This is a genomic window from Nocardia nepalensis (genome assembly GCF_048910785.1).
Lineage (GTDB): Bacteria > Actinomycetota > Actinomycetes > Mycobacteriales > Mycobacteriaceae > Nocardia > Nocardia nepalensis.
Genome location: NZ_JBKBET010000044.1, coordinates 14,841 through 36,285, shown reverse-complemented (window position 1 = coordinate 36,285; position 21,445 = coordinate 14,841). Strand labels below are relative to the sequence as shown.

Below are 21,445 nucleotides of genomic sequence, written 5' to 3'. Positions count from 1 at the left end.
GACGGCCCGACTGCGGCGAGGTTGACGATCGATGATCGGGTGGACTAGAAGTGCAGAGCGGTCCGAGACGTGGGGTCTCGGACCGCCCGGCATCTACTCTCTGGCGGTGGCTTGATGGTCTGGTTATGTGCTGGGGCTGTTCGGATGGTGGCGGGAGAGGGCCAGCTGGTGCCCGTCGTGCAGCCGCCAGGTCGTCCAGCCGGGTACTACGCATTGGCGGTCGTCACCGATCGCGTGCGCCACGATCGCTTGGGCCGCTTCGGACGGTGTGCGGTACTGGGTGCCGGTCAGCGGGCCTGATACCACGTGCACGGTGGTGGTGTCGGGGTCGAATACGGCGTCGGTGCGTTCGTTGCGGTAGATGGCGAATATCGGTACCGCCGAGGCGCTATCGGGTTGGGGTGCGGTGAGTTGTTGTGTCGCTTCCTGGGCGATGTCGAGCCACAACTCGATGCTGTCGGGCCCGTGAGCGGTTGCGGAGAACACCTCGTGCAGTGCTGCTGCCAGTGCGGCGTCGCGCCCCGAAATCGGTTGCCGGAGTGTCGGCGTGAGGGTTTCCGATGCCGCGCGGCTGTGACCGGGTTGCTGGGTGTCCTTCGCGGATTCGTCCGTTGTGGAATTCATCGGTTATCCCCTTTGGGAGCCAGGGCTACCGTCCAGCGGTTCGGGCCTATTTGATCGATGGCTTTGGCCGTGATTTCGTCGATGCGCTCGCTGAGCGGGCTGCTGGGGTGGCGGGCCCATGCGAGGGTTCGTTGCTCGGCTTGTTCGGCGCTGCTGGCGTCGATGGCTACGACGACGACTCGGTCGCGGTCGGGGCAGCCGGGGTCGTGGCTGAGCCGTTCGACATCCCAGTTGCCGGGCAGCATCTCGGGCACGCTGATCGGGGACGGACTGGGCGGTGTGCCGGTCGTTGTCTCATCGGGTGTTGTTAAGTCTCCCAGGGACATTCGAGGCGGGGTTCGGGTTGAGTCTGTGATCGCGTTGGCGGCGGCCGACGGGTTGTCGAAGACACGGCCGTCGGACAGCATCAGGCCACCCTCGCCGGTGACGACGGCTGTGAGATGAGAATCGGCCATTGTCAGGGTTTGGCCTGCTGTGAGTTTCCCTTTGTCGAGTAGTTCGCGGATGGTGACTCGTCTGGTGCGCGGGAATGGAAACGGGTCGTCGAAGTCGTGGTCGAGCTGCCAGGTCGGTGCGCATGTCGTGCAGATGGTGCCGTTGTCGTGGTCACAAACGGTGTGCGGCACGACGCGCAGGTGGACATCGCGGGTGGCCTGTACTCGTTCTCCGGTGTCGAAATAGGTGAAGGACTCGTCCAGGCGAGCGATCAGCACCTCGTCGAAGTGCTCGCTAGTTCCCGTGATCGCGGCGGCGTCGGTGGTTGGGCGTGCGGTGTCTGGGATGCGGTGCTCGATCACGTCGTCGCCTGCGGTGAACCGGTACACAACTCCGCTGGTGATGCCGTTGTCGTAGCCGTCGAGCTCATCGATCTCGACCGCGAAGATGTGACCGTCTTGGGTTTTCAGCTCGGGCGACAGTGTCGCGTGTGGCCCGGTGATCGCTTCCGCGCGCTGCCACGCGACCGCGTACTCGGCGAGGGTGCCGCACACCACGACATCGTTTTCCTGGTATGTGTCGCGGGGGCCCATCAGGCGCTGGTGAGCCACGGGTACCGACTTCGGAATGGCGCAGCCTTCTTCACCTACCACGCCCGGTCTCTGCTGGACCTTCCCCTGCCGGAACTGCCGAAGGGTTTCGTTGCACGCGCTGTCCGGGGACTGGAGGATCTCGGCAATCGCGTTGCCGTACATCGGAATGCGTGGGACTCCACCCGCGTGACCGAGGAGTCCTATCGCAATCTGATGAACGCGTGGCCGTACCGGTCCGAACTGGACTGGGTCATCGAGGCACCAAACGGTGAGTTCGTCGCCAACTGCCACATCTGGTACGACGATGGCAACCGGGTAGGTCTGATCGAACCCGTTGGTACGGCACCGATGTTCCGCCGCCAGGGTCTTTCTCGCGCAGTATGCCTGGCCGCACTGGAGGCTCTGCGTGAGGCTGGTGCCGTCACGGCTGTGGTCTCGCCGAGAGGTGATGAGGCGTATCCGATTCCGCAGAAACTCTACCGCAGCATGGGATTTCAACCGTATGCCCGCACCCTCGCTTATGCGAAGACCGAACCCGTGCGGAGGGTAGATTCTCCGTAGGATTCTCACCGATCTTGCGTAAACGCAAGATCGACGCAAAATGACTGATAAGACGCAATCAGTCATGAGAACCTACAGTCGACAGATTGATGGGGCGAGTAGCTGCGAAGTAGTCATCACCGGGATATCGGTAGCCTTCGATCTGTACCGGCTGTGAGAACGTCGGCGCGTCGATCATTTGCCCGGCTCCGATGTAGAGGCCGACGTGGTGAATGTTTGCGGCGGTGCCGTAGTAGACGAGATCGCCGGGGGCCAGTTGGTCCTCGGCGATCGGTGTTCCGGTGTGGAACTGCTCGGCGGCGGTGCGGGGCAACCCGATCCCGGCGGCCTCGTAGGCGGCCCTGGTGAGCCCGGAGCAGTCCCATCCGCCGTCGGCTGAGCCGTTGCCGCCCCATACATAGGGTTGTCCGAGCTGCGCGCAGGCGAACGCGATCGCGGTGTAGGCGGCGGGGTCTAGGGCTTGGATGTTGTGGCAGTCGCCGCCGGTGGCCGGTGGCTGGGCCGAGACGCCGTAGCGGGCGGCTTGTTCGAGGACGTCACGCACGTACCAGTCGGCGTGGTTGTAGGCGAAGATCGCCGCGCGCAGATCAGCGGGTGCGCCTGAGTCGCACAGGTAGTAGGCGGCGGCATGGATGGCGTCGGACGGATTGTATCGCGAGGGCGGGCTCGCACCACCGGGCGGTATCGGATGCTGTGCCACGACGCCGTCGAAGGTGGGTGCCAGGAACTGCATCGGCCCGCCCGCACCGGCAAAGTTCTCCCCCGAGGTGACGCCCGGCAGCGGGGAGCGGCCGTGGTCGGATTCGATTTTCCCGATCGCTGCCAGTACCGCCCAGTCCAGGCCGGGACAGACCCCGGCGGCGCGCTGGTAGAGGGCGAGCCGGTCGGCGGGGATGTCGGAGACCGCCTCGGGGCTGGGTGCCCTGCCGCTGGTCGAGGGCGGTGTGACGGTGGGGACGGTGTGGTCGAAGGCGACGACGGCGGCGGTGATTGCACTGATGACAACGGAGGAAAACAGGACCGAGACTGTGCCCACGCCAAGGGTTTTCGGGAGCATCACCGATCACCCGCTCTCGTCGGCGGTGTCGGTGAGGGTGCGGGAAGGACGGTCTGCTTGCTGGTTGGGGGTGTCGGGTCGTCGCTGGTGATGGCCGACGATCGCGTTACCCGCGGCCAGGTCGAGCTGAGGTGGTGCAGTTCGAGTCGGCCGGTGCCGTCCGGGTTGTGCAGGGGTAACCACACTCGGTCGGCCGGGCTGGGATGGGTACTGGTGGGGTCGAGCAGGTCGGCGGCGGCGGTTGCGACCGGAACCGAGCCGGGATCATCGAGGGCGGCAGCGACTTCGACGATGGCGCGGCGAGCGTTGGTCTCACGACGCGCGGTGGGCACCCACAGCAGGACGGGTGTCACGATCTGTGTGGATCGGGCGAGCTCGGCGTAGCCGGCGAGTTTCTTGGCGACCTCGCCCAGAGCCATGGTTGCGAGGTCGAACTCGAGGAAGAAGTCGATGCGGGCTCCGGCGCGGGTCCAGCGGCCGTAGCCGTCGGGGCGCACCAGATCTCCCCACAGGTCCGCGCAGCGGCGCTCCGACCACCACGCCAGGAGTCGGCTGCCGTCGCAGCGGTGGCGCAGGGGTGCGGCGGTGAGGCTGGTGAACCATTCGTTGACTCCAAGGGTGTGGGCTAGGTGCAGGCGGTGGGCGATGCCGATCGCGCGGTCGCGGCGGTAGCCCAGCTCTCGGACGTCGCGACCTACCTCGGCGGCCAGGACCGCCGCCCCGGCAGGGCCGAGAACGTAGTGGCTCGGGTAGCTGCCGAGGGCTCGCTGCGGCCGGAATTTGTCGACCACGCCGTAGCGGTGGAGCTTGAGCATGCGACGGCGCGCGACCGGCACGGAGTCGAACCCGAGGTTGGTGATCTGGTCGGTGGTGAGCACGCGGTGCTCGTGCAGCATCCGCAACAGCCATCGGTCGCGGTCTGTCAGCCGCGCCGCCAGCGCGGCCAGCTGCAGGCCGTTACCGGGGAGGGTATCGGATCGCGGCGCACGTAGGTCTGTAGATCGCGTCGGTTTGATGATCATCGGGAACCTCCGAAATCGGTTGCGGCACCGGCGGATAGAGGTGAGGAAGCATGCCTCGCCGCGGGGTCTGGTCAGGACAGACGCGGGTCGCGCAGAGACGGCTTCGTGCTGGGCCGCGACGACGGCTCGGGGCCCACAGCGGCGGGGCCTTTGGCTGGTGTTGCGGTGTGGTTGGCGCGGGCAATGGCCCGGATCTCGCGGGCACGCCCCGGGATGCGCGCGGGCAACGGTGTCGTCGTGAGCGTGAACGGAGGCGCTTGCTGACCACCGACGAGCAGTCGCGCGGCGGCGTGATAGGCGTCGAGGTGGGTCAGGTCGTGCTCGGATAGGTAAGGGGCGGTGTGGCGGGCCAGCTCCCGAGCGTCTTCGGGGGAGGAGGTGAAGGTGATCTTGTTGCGGGCGTTCGCCGAGATCGCGTCACGCAACTCCCGCGGCAGCTGGCCGAGGTTCTGATGAGCCAGCACCAGCGACAACTTCAGTCCGCGGGCCTCGGCGAGCATGTCCTCGACCGGGGTGGACAGGTTGAGGAAGTTGTGTGCCTCGTCCAAAACCAAGGCCGCGTCGTTGCGTTTAACGGCGGGGGTACGGGCGCGGGCGGTGGTGGCCTGCCAGGTGCGGGCCACGATCAACGACCCGACCAACCGGGTCGTCTCCTCACCCAGAGAGCCTTTGGGCAGCCGGGCAAGGCAGATACCGCCGTGGTCGAGGACCTCGGCGAGGTCAACGGTGGATGGGCCCGCGGCGATGGCGGCTTTCACGAACGGCCGCAACAAGAAGGCACGCAATTTGTTGAGCAGCGGTCCGATGACTTGGTTGCGGCCTGCGCCGGAGAGCTCTTCGTAGGTGTCCCAGAACCCGCGTAGCACCGGATCGGTCACCGGGTCAGTCACTCTGGCTCGGTAGGCGGGCTCGATCAATAAGCGCGGCAGATCGGCGAGGGTCGCGATACCGGGCTGGCTGCACAGCGTCAGAAGGCTCGCTCGTAGGACATCATCGGTGCGTGGACCCCAGTACTGGGAGTAGATGCGGCGAAAGACAGTGACGAGGTTGTCGACAGTGCGGTCGAGGTCAGCGCGATCGGCGTCGAGGGGATTCAGGCACGGCGGACGGGAGCGGGAGTCGGCGTCGAACAGCACGACCTTGCTGGCGTGGCGCCGCGGTAGCCGGTCGAGGACATCGGTGATGAGGTCGCCTTTTGGGTCGACAACGATCACCCCACGCCCGTGATCGGCGTCGGCCAGGATCATCTGCCCCAAAAGCGTGGACTTGCCGACACCGGTCGCCCCGAGGATATGCAGGTGATGACGGGCGTCGGTCACCTTCAACGCGACTGCACGTCCCCTGCCGGTGTCGGCGACGCCGAGGGGTTTGGTGTAGGGGCCGCCGGTGGCGACCTCGGGTGCGGGGGCGATCGCGCGAGCACCAGCGCGTGCCACACCCGGGATGTCGGAATCGGTGGGCACATGCGCGATCCCGGCCAGTTCGGGCACCGACAACAGATCCCCACGCGCGAGATACCGTCCTGTGAGGGCCTTTTCGAGTCGCCAGCGGCGGTGGCGGCGGTAGTAGTTGTGGTCGGTGCAGGCAGCGAATACCGCCGCGAGGGCATGCGCGCGTCCACGGGCGACCCTGCGAGCGGCACCGACGGCGGCACCGTCGGCATCGGCGGGGACCTCGGTGCTGACGGCGTAGCGGATCACCGTCGCCCAGTGCGCCCCACGGGCTTTGGTGGCCGCCGCCCGCGATTGGGTGGTGTATTCCATCGTGGCTTGCCGGTCGGTCTGCGCGAGGCGCGTGCGAGCTGGGGAGCGAGTGGAATTCACCGGGCCCGGCGTGATCAAGTCGAGCAGATCAGCCAGCAGCGCGGTAAACCAGCGGCGGCCCGTGCCGACAGTGATGCGGCGCACTCGGGCTCCGGTGGCGGGGCGGGCGAGGATCTGCACGCACGCGCCTTGCCCAGGGGCGAGGTCGGATGCGGCGGTGATCAGGTCCCGGACCGGATCACCGCCGCTGTAGTCCAGGCGAATCGGCAATCTCTCGCGCCGACCCAACCGCTGCTCACCACCGACAAATAATCGCCTGTGCCCCGGTGCAGGGTTGGGCAGCGGTGGGCTGGCGTGCTCGATCGTATGGGTGCGTGCTCCCGGCCAGGCCGACTCGACGGCGCGCTCGACCAAACCGGGCGGGATCGCATTGGGCACCCAGACCGCGATCGTGACGCCCGCTTGCGGTGTCATCCGGTACTCGAACCCGAGATGCGGTTGCCCGAACACCGCTCGTTTCCAGGCTGGTCGGGTCAGCCCGATCAGGTGCGCCCACAGCCCGGCCGCGGCGGCGGGATCGACGGTGGGTGGGGCCAGGACGGTGACCTCGCGGGCACCCGCGGCCAGCCGGCGACGCCGATGCGTGCGGGCGAGCACTGTGATCGTGGCGAGCAGCGCCACCCCGGCTGCCACGACCACCAGACCCGGAACGCTAACGATGTGGCAGAGGTGGTGGCCGATATCGCTACCGGGGTCTCGCAGGTAGTCGGGCAGCCACGCGCGGTGCGGTGGGATCCCCACGGCGGCAACAGTGTTCATGCCGCGTCCGACAGATCGATATAGGTGTCACCGCTGTCGTCGGTGACATCGTGTGGCTCCTCGAAGCCCTCGGCGACGTCGAGGCACACATCGGTGGAGTTCTCGACCGCGGCGAGCTCGCCGGGGTTGCTGGTGATCAGGTCGTGCTCGGCGGTCGAGGCGACCGCAGCGAACACGGCCCGATGCTGGCCGGTGGCGAGCAGACCGTGCCCGCGTGCGGCGGCGAGTAGGAATCGTCGCTCGCCGTCGGAGACCGCGAACGCGGCGGTGACTTCGTCGATGGCTTGCGGGGCTTGGCGTAGCAGGATCTGGGTGGCGGAGTTCGCGACGATCGCCTTGCCCAGGTCACTGCCGAGGACGTCGGCGCAGTCCTGTGTTGCGACCGTTAGACCCGCCCACAGTTTGCGGAATGCCTTGGCGGCCTTGAGCAGGAATTCCGCCCCGGCGGGTTGGCGCATCAGGATCCACGCCTCGTCCACATTGACCAGGCGGGGGCGACGCTGCGCGGGGTTGGAGACCCGCCGCCAGGTGGCGTCCAAGGCGAGCAGGGTGCCGATCGTCTTGAGTTCTTCGGGCAGCTCCCGCAGGCTGAACACGATCATCGCGCCCTCGGGGACGGTGGTCGTCGGTCCGTCCAGCAGGCACGCGAACGCGCCGTCACCGGTGTAGGGCCGTAGAGCGGCGGCGAGTTCGACACCGACTCCTGCTCCACATTCGAGCAGTTGCTCGCGCAGGATGCGCATGGTGGGTGCAGGTTTGGTCCAGGTGGTGGCGTCGTCGGTGATGCCGACGCTGGTGTAGGCGGCGGCGATCGCGGCATCGAGGACTGCGCGTTGCGCGGGTGTCGGCTCACCGAGCAGGACGCGAAGGACGGTGTGCAGGAACAGTTTCCGCCGGTTGAGCGCATCGGCGGGTGCGGCGCGGCGTCCATCGGGGCGGATGTGGACTTCCAGGTCGAACGGGTTGAGCCGCACGCCTGTTGCGCCGAGGTGGATGTAGGTGCCGCCGACGGTTTCGGCCAGGCGCCGGTATTCGTCCTCGGGGTCGATGCAGATGACCTCGATGCCGCGGTAGAGCGAGCGCAGGAGTTCGGTTTTCAGGAAATAGGACTTGCCGGCTCCGGAGCGGCCGAGGACGACAGCGTTGTGGTTGTCGACACTGGTGGCGAAGCGGTCCCAGAACAACAGTCCCGCCCCGGCGTCATGTCCGTAGAGCACACCGGTCGGGGTGGTGACGGTGACTGGGTCCTCGGCGGGCAGTTGCGGGCTGGAGAACGGGAACGCTGCCGCCAGCGCGGCGGTGTCGAAGGTGCGGCGCAGTTTCACCAGGTCCAGGCCCAGCGGCAGCGTTGACACCCAGCCTTGGACGCTGCGGTGGCTGACGTGGCAGGTGTCGATGAGCAGGCTCGCCGCCAACGCGCGCACCGCGGCGACCTCCTCGGCGAGCTCAGCCGCCGAGGACGCGTGGATCGTCAGATACATCCCGACTCGGGACAACCGGCCCTCGCCGCGTGCGACGCGAGCAGACAGGTCGTGGGCGTCTTCGACCGCCACCTCGACCTGCGGGTCGGCCAGGCGGCCGTGCTCGAGGTTGTGCATCCGGGTGGCCTCGAGGCGCCCGAGCTGGCGGCGCAACCGTGCCGCCGCGGTGACCGGGTCGACCGGCTCGATATGCAGGGCCAGCTCCAGACGGCCGGGGTGAGTCAGCAGCGGTGCCAGCCAGCCGGGGTGGACCTCACGCGGATACCCGGTGACCGCGAGGGTGGCAACATGGTCGGCCCCGACCTCGAGATGCCGTGCTGCGATGGTCAGTGAGTCGGGTGCGAACTCGGCACCAACACTGCGGCGATCCGTGCGCCGCCTGGAAAACCACCGAACGCCACGGCGATCGGCGACGGTGCTCGCCTCATCGGAGGTGGTGTCGCTGCCGAGTTCGACACCGCTGAACTCGGAGCCGCCCGTGGTGATGATCGCCATTGCCGAGGCGGTATCGGCTGAGGTGGGGACGAGGCTGCCGGGGTTGGCGGCATTGCGGAGGATGGTGCGAGCTTGCGCGTCATCGAGTGCGGTGACGGTGATCTCGGCTGCGGCTAGGAGCTCGCGGGCTTCGTTCACCCGACGCAGCAGCCGAGATTCCGCCGCGCGCCGCACCGTGGCGGTCAGGTGCTGGTGACGGGCGCGGCGACGCCCAAACGCCAACCACCCGAACGCCGCACCCACCGACGGGCCACCCAACCCAGCTGCCGGAACAGCGGACAGGTCCAAGGCTTCGCGGAACACCAGCAGCACCTGACGGCACAGCAGGTCACTTTCGGTCCCGAGGTCACGCAAGTGCTCGGCGTGATCGAGGGCCGCCGTCGCCAGATCCGGCGACATCGCCCCGGTTGCGGCGTGCAGCTCGCTGATGCGGGTGTGCAGGTCCAGGCGGGCGGTGCGGATCAGGATCTGCACCCCATGCCCCGACAGCGCGTGCAGGTAGCGGCCGAGGCCGTCGACAAGACCTTCCTGTTCCTCCGGTGTGCGCAACCCGAGGTTGACTGTTCCGGCCGCCGCGATCACTGCCAGCCCATCGCGGCCGAGGTCGACCACCCCTATCTGGTCGCCGCCAGCCGGTGTGACCCTCTCCGGGAGGTGCAGGTCGTGAGCCGAAAGCGGTTGCGGTGCAACAGCTATCTTGCTTTCCGTCGCGCGCTTGGTCAGCCAGCTAGGTGCCGGATCTATGCCATCGGGGGCGAGGACTTGATCGCGTGGTGCCAGGCGTTGGCGGATCGCGGCGAGCAGCAGTTGGTCGGCGGCGAGCCCGTCGCGGGTGGTGAGGACGGTGACCGCGACCGTGACGCCGATCGGGACAGCGACGGCGACGAACACCGGTGGCGAGATCACTGTGCGGGTGGTGATCCAGGCGAGATAAGCCAGCATGCCGGTGATCGCGAGGATCACCAGTTGGCGGGCGGTGAACGGACCGATGATGCGGTCGCGGCGCTCGACATCGGCGGGGATGCGGATCGGAGTGGTCATTTCTTCGAACCTCCAGAACGACGTGCGCGGGGTTTGATGGGCAAATTCGGAAACGGCAGCAGCAGTTGCTGACCGGCGCGGCGCGGTTGGCGCGGCGGGGGAGGCGGTGGTGGTGACCCGACCGGTGCCGCCGCATGAGGCGATGTCGGAGCGGTCGGCGGCCGGGCCGGAACTCGACGGACCTCCAGCGGCAGCGGATATTGGCCGCTGCGGGTGGGCCGGTTGCCGCGATACGGGTCGGGGTCGAAATCGAACGCGAGCTGTCCGCGGTGACTCGGTGCCGGTGGCGTCGGCGGTTTGGCTCGACGGGCGGAAGGGACGCGTGCCACCGTGATCGGCAGCCGGTACTGACCGTCACGACCGACAAGTGGTGCGGGCTCGCGCGGCCACAACGGCAACGTCAACTGCCGGCCCCGCCGCTGCTTCGGTTGCTGTTTAGGTTGCAGCGCTGAGCTGGCCGCCGGTGCGGTGTTCGGTTGCGGTTGCTGTGATCGGGTCTGTTTGATCCGGCGCACCCCCGACAGCGGCAGCATCAGCTGTCCGTCGCGGGTGGAACGCACCCGCGCATACGGGTCGGGGTCGCCGGCCGCGGTGGGCGAGGCTTGGCCGCGTCCAGATGGTGTACGTCGCGGGCCAGGTCGACTGCTGCGGCCGCTGAGTAGTCCGAAGGTCTTGTAGGCGATGAACCCTCGCGCGAGGGAGCCGATCATGGAGCGGCCGTGACCGATGCGCAGCGCCGAGAGCAGCCAGAACGGTGTTTTGACCAGGATCCCCATCAGCGCGAGCCCGACGATGAGGTTCACCATCGGGCCCTTGAGGCCGAGGAATCCGGTCTCGTCGCCGGGGGACAGGAACACCCGCGCGGCGGTGATCAGGACCATCGATTGCACGACCTGGATCGCCAGGCAGGCACACATCGCACGCCACCACCACCATGCGATCGACTCGAGCTGCGGTAGCCCGTGGCACATCAGCGCCAGGGGTGCGGCAACGACCAGGACGATGGTCACGATGACCCGCACGACATAGGTGACCAGCAGCACGGTCACCATCACCACCAGCACATTCGCGAGCAAGACCGTGAAGATCCCGCCCGACCCCGAGCTCGTAACCGCGAGGTGTTTGAGCGCGGCGCCGGCGGAGTCCGGGTCGAGGCCGTCGCCGCCGATGGCGGTGGTCAGGGTATTGGCCAACGCGATGGCCTTCGTCGCGATCAGCATGCTCACGGCACCGGCGATGAATCCCACTGCTAGCCGTGGTGCGAGCTCGCGCAGCGTCCAGTGGGTCTGCAGCAGCTCGTAGGTCATCAGCAGCACCCCGGCTGCGACCACGATCAGCCCGTAGCAGGCCAGCACCAGCTGCCACGAGGACTGCCACAACTCACCGACCCTCGGCAGCGACTGCGGTTCCGGAGTGGTCAGCAACGTCTGCGACAGCAAATCAAGCAGCGGGTTCAGCGCGGAATCGACCAGGCGCTGAAAGAACCCGTCGATGGCTTTGGCGACGCAACCACTGATATGGCGGACCCCGCACTCCGGATCCTCACTACCGCCATTACCCGGACCCGTCGGGTCCCCGGGCCGTGCTGGTGTCGGGGTAACCGGTGTGGGGGCTGGCGGGGTTGTCTGCCATACCGTCGGCGGTTGTGACGGTGCAGGTTGAGTCGGTGTCACTACCGGATCGGCGGCGGCGATCGCGGTTCCCGATCCGAGGATGGTCGCGATGACTGCGAGTGCCCACAGCAGCCGCCACCACTGGCGCTTGGTCGCTATCGAGGAGGGTGGTGACGGGTGAATTACCCGCCCGCCCGAAAGCGTGGTCGGTGTCATCGTCAACCACCCACGATCGATTTGAGGACGCTGACGATGACCGGCGCGAGCAGTGCCAGGCAGTAGCCGATCATCGCCGCCCGCAACGCGGACTTCGCCTTCTCGACCTCCCCCGGGTCGCCCGAGCAGATGAGGTAACGGGCACCGCCCACGGTGAGGCAGACGGTGGCGACGGCGGCGAGGATGCCGACGATCCAGTTGCGTAGATTGTCGAGGACTTCCTCGATCGATCCGGCGACCGCGAGGTTCGAAATCGGTTGCGCCGCTGCCGAACCGGCAACACAGACCAGCACGACGCACCCGCCGATCGTGATCAACACGCCACGGCGCAGCCGCGCGGTCGGGTGAACCAACAGGCGAGGGAAACGGTTTACGCGCATCGGGGCACCTCCGAGGTCGGGTATGCGGGGGCGGCCGATGCGCTCCCGCGCACCTTCACTCCCGATTTGCGGGCTGGTTTCGACAGCGGCCCGCGAACCGGTGACGTAGCTGGACCGCCGCGACCAGTGCCGACGACAGGCCGGCGAGTCCGGTCCGCGCGGGTCGGCGAGATCAGGACTTGCGCTTCGACCGTGCTGGTCCGCGTCGGATCCAGGTCGCGGGCACGCTCGGCGAGGTAGGCGACCAACTTCTGCTCGGCGCGGCGCCTCACTTGATGCAGCGCCTTGTAAGAGGTGTCGCGCTCGGCCGCCACTGAAGTCAGAGAGCGCCGCTGTAACCGAGTGAGGGCGATCAGCCGGGCCTGAGCGCTGGTGACGACCCCGGCATCGACGGCTTGGGTCAGGACGAGTTCGGGGTGCCCGTCGGGCGAACGCATCAGCCGTCGCTGCCGTGTGCTGCTTTCGTCGGAGGTGGGCCTGCCTACCCAATGGGCTGGTGCCGGGGCGTCCTGGCGCTCGCGCATGCACGCGTACCCGCTGCGGTAGGCCGCCCACCGCAACCGGTGCAGCACCCACGGCCGCGACAGATCGATGCGACCCAGCTCGGCGAGGAAACCGCACAACACCGCCGCCTCGATATCGGCGCGATCACCTGCCCACCGCGACGACAGCCGCGCCGAGATCGCGGCCAGCACCGGCAGTGCGAGGCCCGCGCACGCCATAGTCGCGTTCCCGCCATGGACACGCGACCGCTCAACCAGACAGACCCACACCGCATCGACCGTCGCGATCGGCAACCCCGGATCGAGCAGCACATCCCGCAGCCCATCCAGGCGTAGCTCCCGTAACTCCAAACCAGCCGCGAGGACGGCTTCGCGTATGACCGGCTCGGCGGCCATCGCCTCGAAACTTGCACGCACTACATCCAACGGCGAACACGGCCCGCGACCCAGCGACAGTTCTGCGGTATTCAAAGAATTCATTGCCGGACTCCTTTGCTCGACGCGAGAAGAAGCGTTGAGAAAAGGAAAAAGAACCGCCGCCACCAAAACGCCACCGAACTAATTCCAAACGACCTCCAAACAACCTCCGAACCCGTTCAGCCGCCACTTCAGGTCCGCCGAGGCCACGGTTCGCCGCCGAAGTCGGCGACTGGGTCAGGGTGTCGGTTAGGGCATCTATCAGGAGATGTGTAGATCTGGTGGCGATTCGGTGGCGCGCCCTCCCTGGCGCGACGGGTGATCTGAGGGGTTGTCTCTTGCAAACGTGCCGAAGAATTTTCTTGCCCTGAGTCCGGCGAGTGTTTCAGCCGTTGGTGCCCGGCTGATATTTCGAGTCGTTCTTATTTTCGACCGTTTCGGATTCGTGTGTTGAAAAACGAATTCGCGGGCGGAGTGGACAGATGCAGAACTATTCACTCCAGGGAGAGGACGTTTCTCATGACCGCACCCCGACCCGCCCGCCGATCACGCCGCCACACGACCGGCCCGGGGTACATCCGGCCGGAGAAGGTGATCCCGACGACCATCTGGGCTGCTGGCACCGAGCCGATCGACGCGGCCCACCTGTGGCCGACCTCGATCGTCGCCAGGGCAGTCGGTGAGTTCAGCACCGCCGGTGATCAGATTCTGCTGCTGGATTGGCCCACCCACCCGCACGAGGCCACGGGCCGCTGCGGATCCGACATCACCGACGCCCTCAGCCACATCCAGGGCTTCGGACGATCCGTCCGGATCCTCGACCCGTCCGTCGGCGATCCGGCCGTCGTGGATCTGATCATCACCACCCAGATGCCCGGCCACCACAACCCCGACGCGGGCCCTCGTCTGATGGGCTTCGCCGCGACCCGGCTGCGGGCGGGCGGGGTACTCGTCGTCCTCACCCGCTGCGACTGGACCCACGGTGTCCTCAACGATCCCACCGGAGCGATCGTCGCCGATGCCCAGGCCGCGGACCTGCTCTACCTCCAGCACATCGCCGCTGTCGCGATCCGAGGCGACGCCATCGTCGCCGACACCACCACGCCGACCGCCGCAGCCCGACGACGCGGCCACGACCGGGTCCATACCGACGTCCTGGTGTTTACCCAACCTAACGACCGCGACCAGCAGGTTCTCCAGCTCAACCCGCGAACTCTCCCGTAAACGCCAGCCCTCGCCGCCGCGTCCCCACGACAGGAAGAAGGCTCACGATGAGCACCCCCGACACCCACTCCGGCTCGGCCACACCCATGTTGCCGCTGTCGGTGTGGGCGACCGCGCAATCCTCACCCGCCAAGCAGCGCTTGGGCCGCTACAGCCCTGATGGGACCCCACACCCCGCCAAAATGCTGCCTGCCATCGCCGCCCATGCCATCGCCCACTACACGAAGCCCGGCGACCTCGTGCTGGACCCGATGTGCGGAATCGGGACCACCCTCATTGAGGCCCTTCACCAAGGTCGGCGCGCTATCGGCGTCGAGTATGAGCCGCGCTGGGTGAACGTTGCCCGCACCAACCTGCAGCTCGCCCGCGAAGCGGGCATCGAGCACGACGCCGCGGTATTCACCGGCGACGCACGACGACTGAGCACCGTGGTGCCCGCCGACTATCTCGGCGCCGTCGACCTCGTGATCACCTCACCCCCATACGGCGACTCCACCCACGGCCACGTCTCCGTCCGCCCCGGCGAGGGCGTGCACAAACACAACCACCGCTACGGCGCGACACTCGACCGCGGCAACCTCGCCAACCTCGGCCTCGGACGGCTGCTGACTGGATTCACCCGCATCCTCACCGCCACCACCACACTGCTGCGCCCTGGCGGACACGTGATCGTCACCGCCCGACCGTGGCGGCAGCACGCCGAACTCATCGACCTGCCCGCCCACATCATCACCTGCGGCACCCTGGCCGGGCTCATCCCCGTCGAACGCTGTGTCGCCCTGCTCGGACGCTTGGCCGAGGACGACATCATCGGCCGCAGCAGCTTCTTCCAACGCGACTTCGTCGTGAAGCAACGGGCGGCGGGATTGCCGGTGCACCTCATCGCACATGAGGACGTGCTGATTTTCAGGGTGCCGCCGCGCGCCAACACCGAGGCGGGCACCGGCGAACGCAGTGCCATTTCCACTCATGGGCTTCCGCGCTATCCGCACACCCCGACCACCCTGGCCGCGTGACCACGCGATCTCCGAAACCCAGCACATCGAAAGGGTTCTGACATGTTGGTCAAAATGACCGCCGTCCTGGCAATCGCACTCGGCTCGATCAGTGGAACGGCTCTAGCCACGGCTGTGGCACCCGCGCCTCACAGCACCATCGACGTAACGATCGCAGCCTCCCGGTACTGGCCGCCTTGGCCGTTCGACGACTGTGACGGCCACCGGTGCGACGACCCGCGCTACTGCTGCAAACGCGTCTGATGAGGTGGGCTGCGACAGTAGACCCACCACAGCCCACACCGTGGGTGCTGGCCCCAGGGTGATCTGTCCAGCCTCATGGCCGCTCGCCTCGGCGACGACCCATGCGACACCTGAACTGACGCAACCGGTCTCGCCTTCGTATCGCGGCCCGCGTCCTATGGGGCGCGGGCCGCGATACGAAGGGATGTCGGGGTGTGGGTCGGCCTTGTCGATATTCGACTCGGGCCGGGGTGCAGATATGCCGGATTACTCATTGGTGGCCGAGTTTGTGTGGATAGCGTGCGGGCCGGCCAGGTTGTCGGCTCGGCGCGGCCTGGCAAGCCGTTGGTGCGAACGGATTGTGTCGGCGAGGATTTGGTCTTGCTCGTCGATCTCGACCGATGGCTGCGCCTCAGTGGCCGATTGCTGTGCGGACCCGCCGCCGGTGAGCAGGTCCGGTGATGGCATCGCGGTGGAGACGAACTCGACGCTGAGGGTGTCCATCGCCCGGCCGAGGGGCAAGCACTGTGGTGGGCAACTGTGGTGGACGCTCATCGCGTGGATCGCGTCGTTGGTGCCGAGTTCGCCGGGGTCGGTGAGGCAGTCACCGAAGATGGCTCCCTCGGCGTGGCCTGGTTGCCGCAGATCGTCGGGTCCGGGTGGGATTACAGCGTTCATGACAATCGCCTGTCGTTGTTGGCCGGGAAGGTGTTGGCGGACAGTGCTTGTCACCACGGTGTGGTGAGTTGGGGAAGGCGACGGATACCGCGGGCAAGGTCGTCGGCCAAGTCCTGGTAGGCGTCACCGAGTTCGTCGAGTTGGGTGCGGGCGTCGTCGAACAGCTGGTCCGGTGCGGCGGCGAGTGCGATATAGGTTTGGGCGGTCAGCTGCGCGATTTGGTCGACGACTTGGCCCATCGTGTGGGTGTGCAATTTGGCGGCGGGGAAGGGGACCGGTGTCGCGAGCTGGACCCACTGGTCGATGTCGCGCATCAACCTGGCGCGGTGCCAATCGATGTCCTCGAGTGCGCACCATGGAGTGTTCTCTCGGGTCTCGTGCAGGCCAGCGAGTTCCCCGGCCGCGTCGAGCATCGGGTGGTCGGTGATGACCGGGACCCCTCGGCACGCGGCCAGCAGCATGTCCTTGTCGGGAAGGCCGGTCACCCGCAATCCCCGACAACACGTAACTGGCCAGCGGCGTCGGCGACAGCGAGCGGATCGCTGATCCGACTGCCTGCCGAATCGGCGGGAGAGCAGATTATCGAGGGAGTTCGGGCGGTGTCGTCAGCCATCACGACCGGCTTCCTCGTCGAGGCGGGTCCGGGCGCTGGGCGCTGCGTCGATCGTGTCGGTGGTGACGACACGGATCTGGCGTGTGCTGGCGGTGATCGTTTGTTGGCCGCCCGGTCGGTGGGTGTCGTCGGGGACGATCACCGCAACCACGGCCGGGTTGGCGTTAGCGGCGCGCGTGAGCGCGGCGACGGTTTCACCATGCGTGCCCCGGTCGAGATAGGTTCCGCCCCAGGTGTATCCGCACTCGGCGGCGCGGGCACGCATCGGCGCGCCGACGTGGATTTCGTTCTGCCCGGCAGGGATTCGGGCGGCATTGATGTAGCCGAGGACGACCGGACGCGGCTCGGAGACGGGTTTGCGTTTGGACCGCAACATCAGCGATTCACTCCCCCAGGGGTGTTCGACGGTGCGGGTGTTTCTGGTGTGGTCGGTGGCGGTGACGCGAAACGGTCCATGTTGGTTGCGTCGAACCATTTGATGGCTCCCTCAGCCATAACTCTCTCCAGCTCCTCCGAGTTCGAATGTGGTTTGCCGTGAATCTGTGCCGCCCAAGGCGGTTCTGAGTCGCGGCGTCACAGGGTGTGCCGCTCTAACCGGCGGCTGTGTCCGGATTCCCACCACGCCGCGCACAGACCGGACAGTGCGAGGTATGTCTGCGACCAGCAGGTGCCGGATCGGTGGTGCAGGGCAAGTGCGACCTGTTCTTGGACGCACAGCCGGAGGTCGGTGTAGGGGAACCGAACCGTCGCCCGGGGCAGGCAAGGGTTGGGGAAGGGCTCGTTGATCCAGTACCCGTCGAGGGATTGGGTGAAGACTTCGCCGAGGTAGCAGCCGAACCGCGCGAGCAGCGGATCGTCGGGATCGGCGGTGCCCAGGACGGTGAATCGGGTGAGCAGCGCGTGTTCGGCGAGACGGATTCCGTTCTCGGAGTATCGGTCCGGCGGCATCTGTGGCACGTCGTGGGTGAAGAATCGGTCGAGGGCGTCGGTCTTATGGGCCAGCCATTCCATCCATGCCGGGGCGAGCTGGTCATCGAGCAACCGGCGCGGCGTGGTCGAATCGGCGGTGTTCATTGCGAACCCGCCTGGGCCGCAGCGGTTTCGACCGCATCGACCACGGCGGTGAAAGACGGCCGGGTTTTACCGTCGGGCAGGTGCAGCCAGCACCGCTTCTCGTTGCCTGGGGTCGGCAGAACGATCAGAGCGCCCGGGAACAGCGGGACCGCACTGTGTTTGAACAATTCGACGCTCAGCTGGGCGGTGTTGTCCGTCGGTGTCGGACTGTCGGTCAGGAACACCCACACGCGATGCCCGACCGAGAACACCGGCACCGGCGCGGCGTCGAGCAGGGTTCTGACCTGTGGGCCGAGGGTGTTTGTTGTGATCACCGCGGACACGCGCCCGGCGACCATCGTGATCGCGTTGGTGCGTGGGTCGCGGAAGGTGTTGAACCCGAACTCGTCCTGATACACCCGGCGGCGCTCATCAATGATCGCGAGTTCGCTCTCGGCGGTTGTTTCAGTGATGGTCGCGGGGATGGAAATTGTCGCTGTGGCCATGTGGATCTGCCTCTCGTTGATCGGAATTCACGGGCTGCGCGTACCGCGCGGGTAGAACGACTTCGTGCCGTGGAGGGGGAACTGGTCGCTTCGCGACCGGTGGGCGGCTATTCCCAGAGCTCGCCGCAGGGGAGTTCGGGAAGGTCCGGGCCGACTTCGTTGTCCACGGTGAAAGTGAGGTTGACGGCATCAGCGGCGGTGGCCAGTTGCGCGGCGACACTGCCGATCTGCTCAGCGCTGCCCTGGAAATCCAGCGCGAGCGGCCCAGATTCGATGTGGATATGCCGGACACGGCGTGGGGATTTCATCAGCACAATCCCGAGCTGGCGATGAACTCACCCGGCAGCCCCGAAGCATGAATGCGGGGCCAGTAGCCGGGCGGAGACAATGTCCACACATCGCAGTCACGGCGCACCGCATCGAGCCATCCGGTCAGATGCAACACGCTCGGCACGATCACCACATTGATTCCCGACGTCGCGAAGCTGGCCAGCAGCACACTGAGGTTCGCCGAACGCACGACCGAGACTGCACGCAAATCCAGCCTGGCGTAGCGAGCAGCCTCACGGATCGTCGCCACTTCGGCGGAGGCATGTTCCCCGGATCGGTCCCTGCTCACGATCCCGTACGCCCGCGCCCGCCCTGTCACGACCGACGCCCAACGCTCGAACCAGGCAGACTCCGCCCGCGCAACGCAGGTGCATGATCGTGCGGATCCTCGCCTGGCAGATCGGACCGAACCCGCTCGACGGGCCCGCCGTAATCCTCCAGCGGCAACTCGCAGCAGGTGATGGTCCCGCCGCTCGCTGATCTGGTCCGCACAGCCCGGCCCGTCAAACCACACAGCGCCTCAACGGTGTGACTGATCGGCTCGCGGGCGTGTTCTCGGGTCTCGTGGACCAGCACCCGCAGCCGCTGGTGATCGCGAACCAGCCGGATCGACAACTGATTCGTAGTCTCGGGCACTGTCTGGGCATCGAATGCCACTGCACTGCCGATGATTTCGCGCAGCAACGCATCGACATGGTCGACCATGTCCACGAGCCCGGCCCGCGACAAATCCATGTGCACGGTCAGACTGGCGACCTCCACAGCACACCCCAGCGCCGCCACATGGAACTCACCCACCACCCCCGAACTGCTCGAAACGACTTCCCTCCGATTCGATGCGAGCCGCTCGTCTGGTCGCGCCGGTTCGGTGATGGCGGTGGCATACAGGATTTCGATCGAGGGATGCGTCCGTGAGATCCGGTCTAGCAGTATGGATCTCGGCGCGCCAAGCCCATCCAGATGCTCCGGCGACAGTGTGATGATGTAGCCGCCGCCTACCCGATCCAGCTCCGCGACCGCCGCCCAGAACGCTGCCGTCGAAGGCGGACTGTCGAGCAACCGGTCCAGACTGATTCCCTGCCGGTGCGCGACCTCAGCGAGCGCGGGCGCCACCGGCTCACTCGATCGGCGATCCACCGCTTCCAGCAGAGACCACAACACACCAACCCGCGGTGCCAACTCATAGAAGCACCTGTCGACGACACCGCCCCGACTGGCAGCGAATGCCTCGATCTGCTGCTCGGCGAGCGCCTTTCCTGTTCCGACCAGCGACAGCTGTAGATATCCGTACATGCGAGCGGTCATCGCCGACTCACCGCCAACATCAATTCGCGTCGGTGGCACCAGCCCGCCTGCCGCATCCAGGCCCAGTACCCAGATCGCTCATCGGTCGATGGCGGCGGTGCGATGTCCGTTCCGCCCATACCGGCGCACCCGCTTACCAGTGCCCAGCCGAGCATCATTGCGAAGCTCCCCTCGACCAAGGCCAGCGTTTTGATGCAGGTCGCGGTGTGGGCAGCCATGGGGATTCTGTGGCGGCGAGCCCGACAACTTCAAGCGCTGTCAGTCCGAGAAGTGTTGCATACCTTTGGATTTCGAGGACGCCATCGGCAGCGCGGAGGGCTGCGATTGCTTGATCCTCAGTGAGGGTGCGGCCGGGCAGGAAGCTGACGACCCAGCCGCCCTGTCCGACGCTTCGAGCTTGGTGCCCGGTTTGGTCGCTGTGTATCAGTGTCGAGCCTTGGAGAACGGCCATCTCTGGTCCTCGCTCCCGATCGTCCGTTGCGGCTGCATCCGCCGTGGTCCGATCATAAGCAAATATATAAGCTTATACAACAGCCAATATGGAGCGATCGGTGGGTAGGCTCAGGGAGTGGTGAATACTTGGACGGCCAACATCGACCCGCTGGAGGACCGACAGTGACCGTCAGCCGCTCGCACCCGTCCGCGCTGCGATTCCTGATCGGGCATGAACTGAGAACGGCGCGGATCCGCGCACGCGTCAGCCAAGCCGCTGCGGCCCAAGAACTCGGCTGCACGCAGCCGAAGATCAACAACATCGAGACCGGCAAGTATCAGCAGCAACCGGAGGATGTGGCGAAGCTGATGCGCCTTTACGGCGCCACGCCGGACCAGATCGAGCGCATAGAGTCGCTCGCGAAACGTGCCGACGAAGGCACCCAGTTGGCTCCATACAGTGAGGTACTGCCCGACTGGTTTCGCACCTTTGCCGGGCTTGAAGCGTTGGCGACCAGCCAGTTCACGTATCAGGCGATGGCTCTGACCGGCCAGCTCCAGACCGAGGGATACGCCACCGCCTTGCTCAGCGGTGGTCTGCAGATCGCACCGTTGGATCTGCCGCAGGCCATCAAGGCTCGGCTGGCACGGCAGAGACTGACCGATGAATCGAATCCTCTGAGCTTGCAAGCGGTAATCGAGGAAGACACTCTCGGACGGTTGGTCGGCGGTCCCGAGGTGATGGTGGCGCAGCTCCGCCATCTGCTCCGGCTGATGGAGCGAGACAACGTCGAGCTGAACGTCATGCCGAAGAACGTCGCGGTCCACGTCGGTCTCGACGGCGACTTCACGCTGCTGAGCTTCGCCGAAGCCCAGAGCATCGGCTATATCGAGTACCAAACCGGCGCGGTATACGTGCAGGATCCGGACCAAGTCGCGCTGTATAAAATGATTGCTGATCGACTTCAGGCGTTGGCCTTGACCGCCGACGAGTCGGCCCAGGTCATCCGGGGCTATGTCGATCGTCTTGAACGAGCGTAGGAGCA

The 21,445-nt window shown here is 66.6% G+C and carries 21 protein-coding genes; 4 read left to right on the top strand and 17 right to left on the bottom strand.

What is annotated here, in order from left to right; translation table 11 throughout:
- Window positions 1-123: 123 nt before the first annotated feature.
- Both ACHQ4I_RS41910 and ACHQ4I_RS41905 read right to left on the bottom strand, forming a co-directional pair.
- Window positions 124-624 (bottom strand): hypothetical protein, encoded by a 501-nt coding sequence (locus ACHQ4I_RS41910; protein ID WP_420777495.1) that lies wholly within the window; start codon window positions 622-624, stop codon window positions 124-126.
- Entirely contained in the window at window positions 621-1,652 is a 1,032-nt protein-coding gene (locus ACHQ4I_RS41905) for a hypothetical protein (RefSeq protein WP_420777494.1), read from the bottom strand. Before ACHQ4I_RS41905 ends, ACHQ4I_RS41910 begins: the two co-directional genes overlap by 4 nt.
- Window positions 1,653-1,838: 186 nt before the next feature.
- Here ACHQ4I_RS41905 and ACHQ4I_RS41900 point away from each other — a divergent pair, with 186 nt between their 5' ends.
- Entirely contained in the window at window positions 1,839-2,213 is a 375-nt protein-coding gene (locus tag ACHQ4I_RS41900; protein ID WP_420777493.1) for a GNAT family N-acetyltransferase, read from the top strand.
- 58 nt (window positions 2,214-2,271) lie between these two features.
- On the opposite strand, the gene ACHQ4I_RS41895 is transcribed toward ACHQ4I_RS41900, so the two are convergent.
- The 7 genes from ACHQ4I_RS41895 to ACHQ4I_RS41865 form a co-directional block, all read right to left on the bottom strand.
- On the bottom strand, window positions 2,272-3,249 hold the full coding sequence (locus tag ACHQ4I_RS41895; RefSeq protein WP_420777492.1) for a C40 family peptidase: 978 nt from the start codon (window positions 3,247-3,249) through the stop codon (window positions 2,272-2,274).
- Between the two features lie 20 nt (window positions 3,250-3,269).
- Entirely contained in the window at window positions 3,270-4,292 is a 1,023-nt protein-coding gene (locus tag ACHQ4I_RS41890) for a replication-relaxation family protein (RefSeq protein WP_420777491.1), read from the bottom strand.
- A gap of 71 nt (window positions 4,293-4,363) precedes the next feature.
- Window positions 4,364-6,874 carry a type IV secretory system conjugative DNA transfer family protein gene (locus ACHQ4I_RS41885; protein ID WP_420777490.1) on the bottom strand — a complete coding sequence of 837 codons (2,511 nt, stop codon included), beginning with the start codon at window positions 6,872-6,874 and terminating at the stop codon, window positions 4,364-4,366.
- Window positions 6,871-9,891 carry a TraG/VirB4 family ATPase gene (locus ACHQ4I_RS41880; RefSeq protein ID WP_420777489.1) on the bottom strand — a complete coding sequence of 1,007 codons (3,021 nt, stop codon included), beginning with the start codon at window positions 9,889-9,891 and terminating at the stop codon, window positions 6,871-6,873. The genes ACHQ4I_RS41885 and ACHQ4I_RS41880 overlap by 4 nt, the downstream gene beginning before the upstream one ends.
- Entirely contained in the window at window positions 9,888-11,720 is a 1,833-nt protein-coding gene (locus ACHQ4I_RS41875; protein ID WP_420777488.1) for a TrbL/VirB6 family protein, read from the bottom strand. The genes ACHQ4I_RS41880 and ACHQ4I_RS41875 overlap by 4 nt, the downstream gene beginning before the upstream one ends.
- Window positions 11,721-11,722: 2 nt before the next feature.
- Entirely contained in the window at window positions 11,723-12,100 is a 378-nt protein-coding gene (locus tag ACHQ4I_RS41870) for a pilin (RefSeq protein ID WP_420777487.1), read from the bottom strand.
- On the bottom strand, window positions 12,091-13,083 hold the full coding sequence (locus tag ACHQ4I_RS41865) for a hypothetical protein (protein ID WP_420777486.1): 993 nt from the start codon (window positions 13,081-13,083) through the stop codon (window positions 12,091-12,093). The genes ACHQ4I_RS41870 and ACHQ4I_RS41865 overlap by 10 nt, the downstream gene beginning before the upstream one ends.
- Window positions 13,084-13,539: 456 nt before the next feature.
- Here ACHQ4I_RS41865 and ACHQ4I_RS41860 point away from each other — a divergent pair, with 456 nt between their 5' ends.
- Window positions 13,540-14,244, top strand: a complete 705-nt coding sequence (locus ACHQ4I_RS41860) for a hypothetical protein (RefSeq protein WP_420777485.1) — start codon at window positions 13,540-13,542, stop codon at window positions 14,242-14,244.
- A gap of 47 nt (window positions 14,245-14,291) precedes the next feature.
- Window positions 14,292-15,260: a TRM11 family SAM-dependent methyltransferase gene (locus ACHQ4I_RS41855; protein WP_420777484.1), complete on the top strand. Its 969-nt coding sequence runs from the start codon at window positions 14,292-14,294 to the stop codon at window positions 15,258-15,260.
- A 489-nt stretch (window positions 15,261-15,749) separates the two neighbouring features.
- Here ACHQ4I_RS41855 and ACHQ4I_RS41850 read toward each other — a convergent pair whose 3' ends face one another.
- The 8 genes from ACHQ4I_RS41850 to ACHQ4I_RS41815 form a co-directional block, all read right to left on the bottom strand.
- Window positions 15,750-16,160 (bottom strand): hypothetical protein, encoded by a 411-nt coding sequence (locus tag ACHQ4I_RS41850; protein ID WP_420777483.1) that lies wholly within the window; start codon window positions 16,158-16,160, stop codon window positions 15,750-15,752.
- A 50-nt stretch (window positions 16,161-16,210) separates the two neighbouring features.
- Window positions 16,211-16,645, bottom strand: coding sequence for a hypothetical protein (locus ACHQ4I_RS41845; RefSeq protein WP_420777482.1), 435 nt, complete (start codon window positions 16,643-16,645; stop codon window positions 16,211-16,213).
- A gap of 120 nt (window positions 16,646-16,765) precedes the next feature.
- The gene (locus ACHQ4I_RS41840; RefSeq protein ID WP_420777481.1) at window positions 16,766-17,248 is read right to left on the bottom strand and encodes a hypothetical protein; all 483 of its coding nucleotides are present in this window, start codon (window positions 17,246-17,248) and stop codon (window positions 16,766-16,768) included.
- A 98-nt stretch (window positions 17,249-17,346) separates the two neighbouring features.
- Complete coding sequence (locus ACHQ4I_RS41835; RefSeq protein WP_420777480.1) at window positions 17,347-17,847, bottom strand: hypothetical protein; 501 nt, start codon at window positions 17,845-17,847, stop codon at window positions 17,347-17,349.
- Window positions 17,844-18,332, bottom strand: a complete 489-nt coding sequence (locus tag ACHQ4I_RS41830; RefSeq protein WP_420777479.1) for a hypothetical protein — start codon at window positions 18,330-18,332, stop codon at window positions 17,844-17,846. The genes ACHQ4I_RS41835 and ACHQ4I_RS41830 overlap by 4 nt, the downstream gene beginning before the upstream one ends.
- A 107-nt stretch (window positions 18,333-18,439) precedes the next feature.
- On the bottom strand, window positions 18,440-18,640 hold the full coding sequence (locus tag ACHQ4I_RS41825) for a hypothetical protein (protein WP_420777478.1): 201 nt from the start codon (window positions 18,638-18,640) through the stop codon (window positions 18,440-18,442).
- On the bottom strand, window positions 18,640-18,951 hold the full coding sequence (locus ACHQ4I_RS41820; protein ID WP_420777477.1) for a hypothetical protein: 312 nt from the start codon (window positions 18,949-18,951) through the stop codon (window positions 18,640-18,642). The genes ACHQ4I_RS41825 and ACHQ4I_RS41820 overlap by 1 nt, the downstream gene beginning before the upstream one ends.
- Before the next feature lie 26 nt (window positions 18,952-18,977).
- Window positions 18,978-19,967, bottom strand: coding sequence for a hypothetical protein (locus tag ACHQ4I_RS41815; protein ID WP_420777476.1), 990 nt, complete (start codon window positions 19,965-19,967; stop codon window positions 18,978-18,980).
- Between the two features lie 615 nt (window positions 19,968-20,582).
- Here ACHQ4I_RS41815 and ACHQ4I_RS41810 point away from each other — a divergent pair.
- On the top strand, window positions 20,583-21,440 hold the full coding sequence (locus ACHQ4I_RS41810; RefSeq protein WP_420777475.1) for a helix-turn-helix domain-containing protein: 858 nt from the start codon (window positions 20,583-20,585) through the stop codon (window positions 21,438-21,440).
- Window positions 21,441-21,445 lie beyond the last annotated feature (5 nt).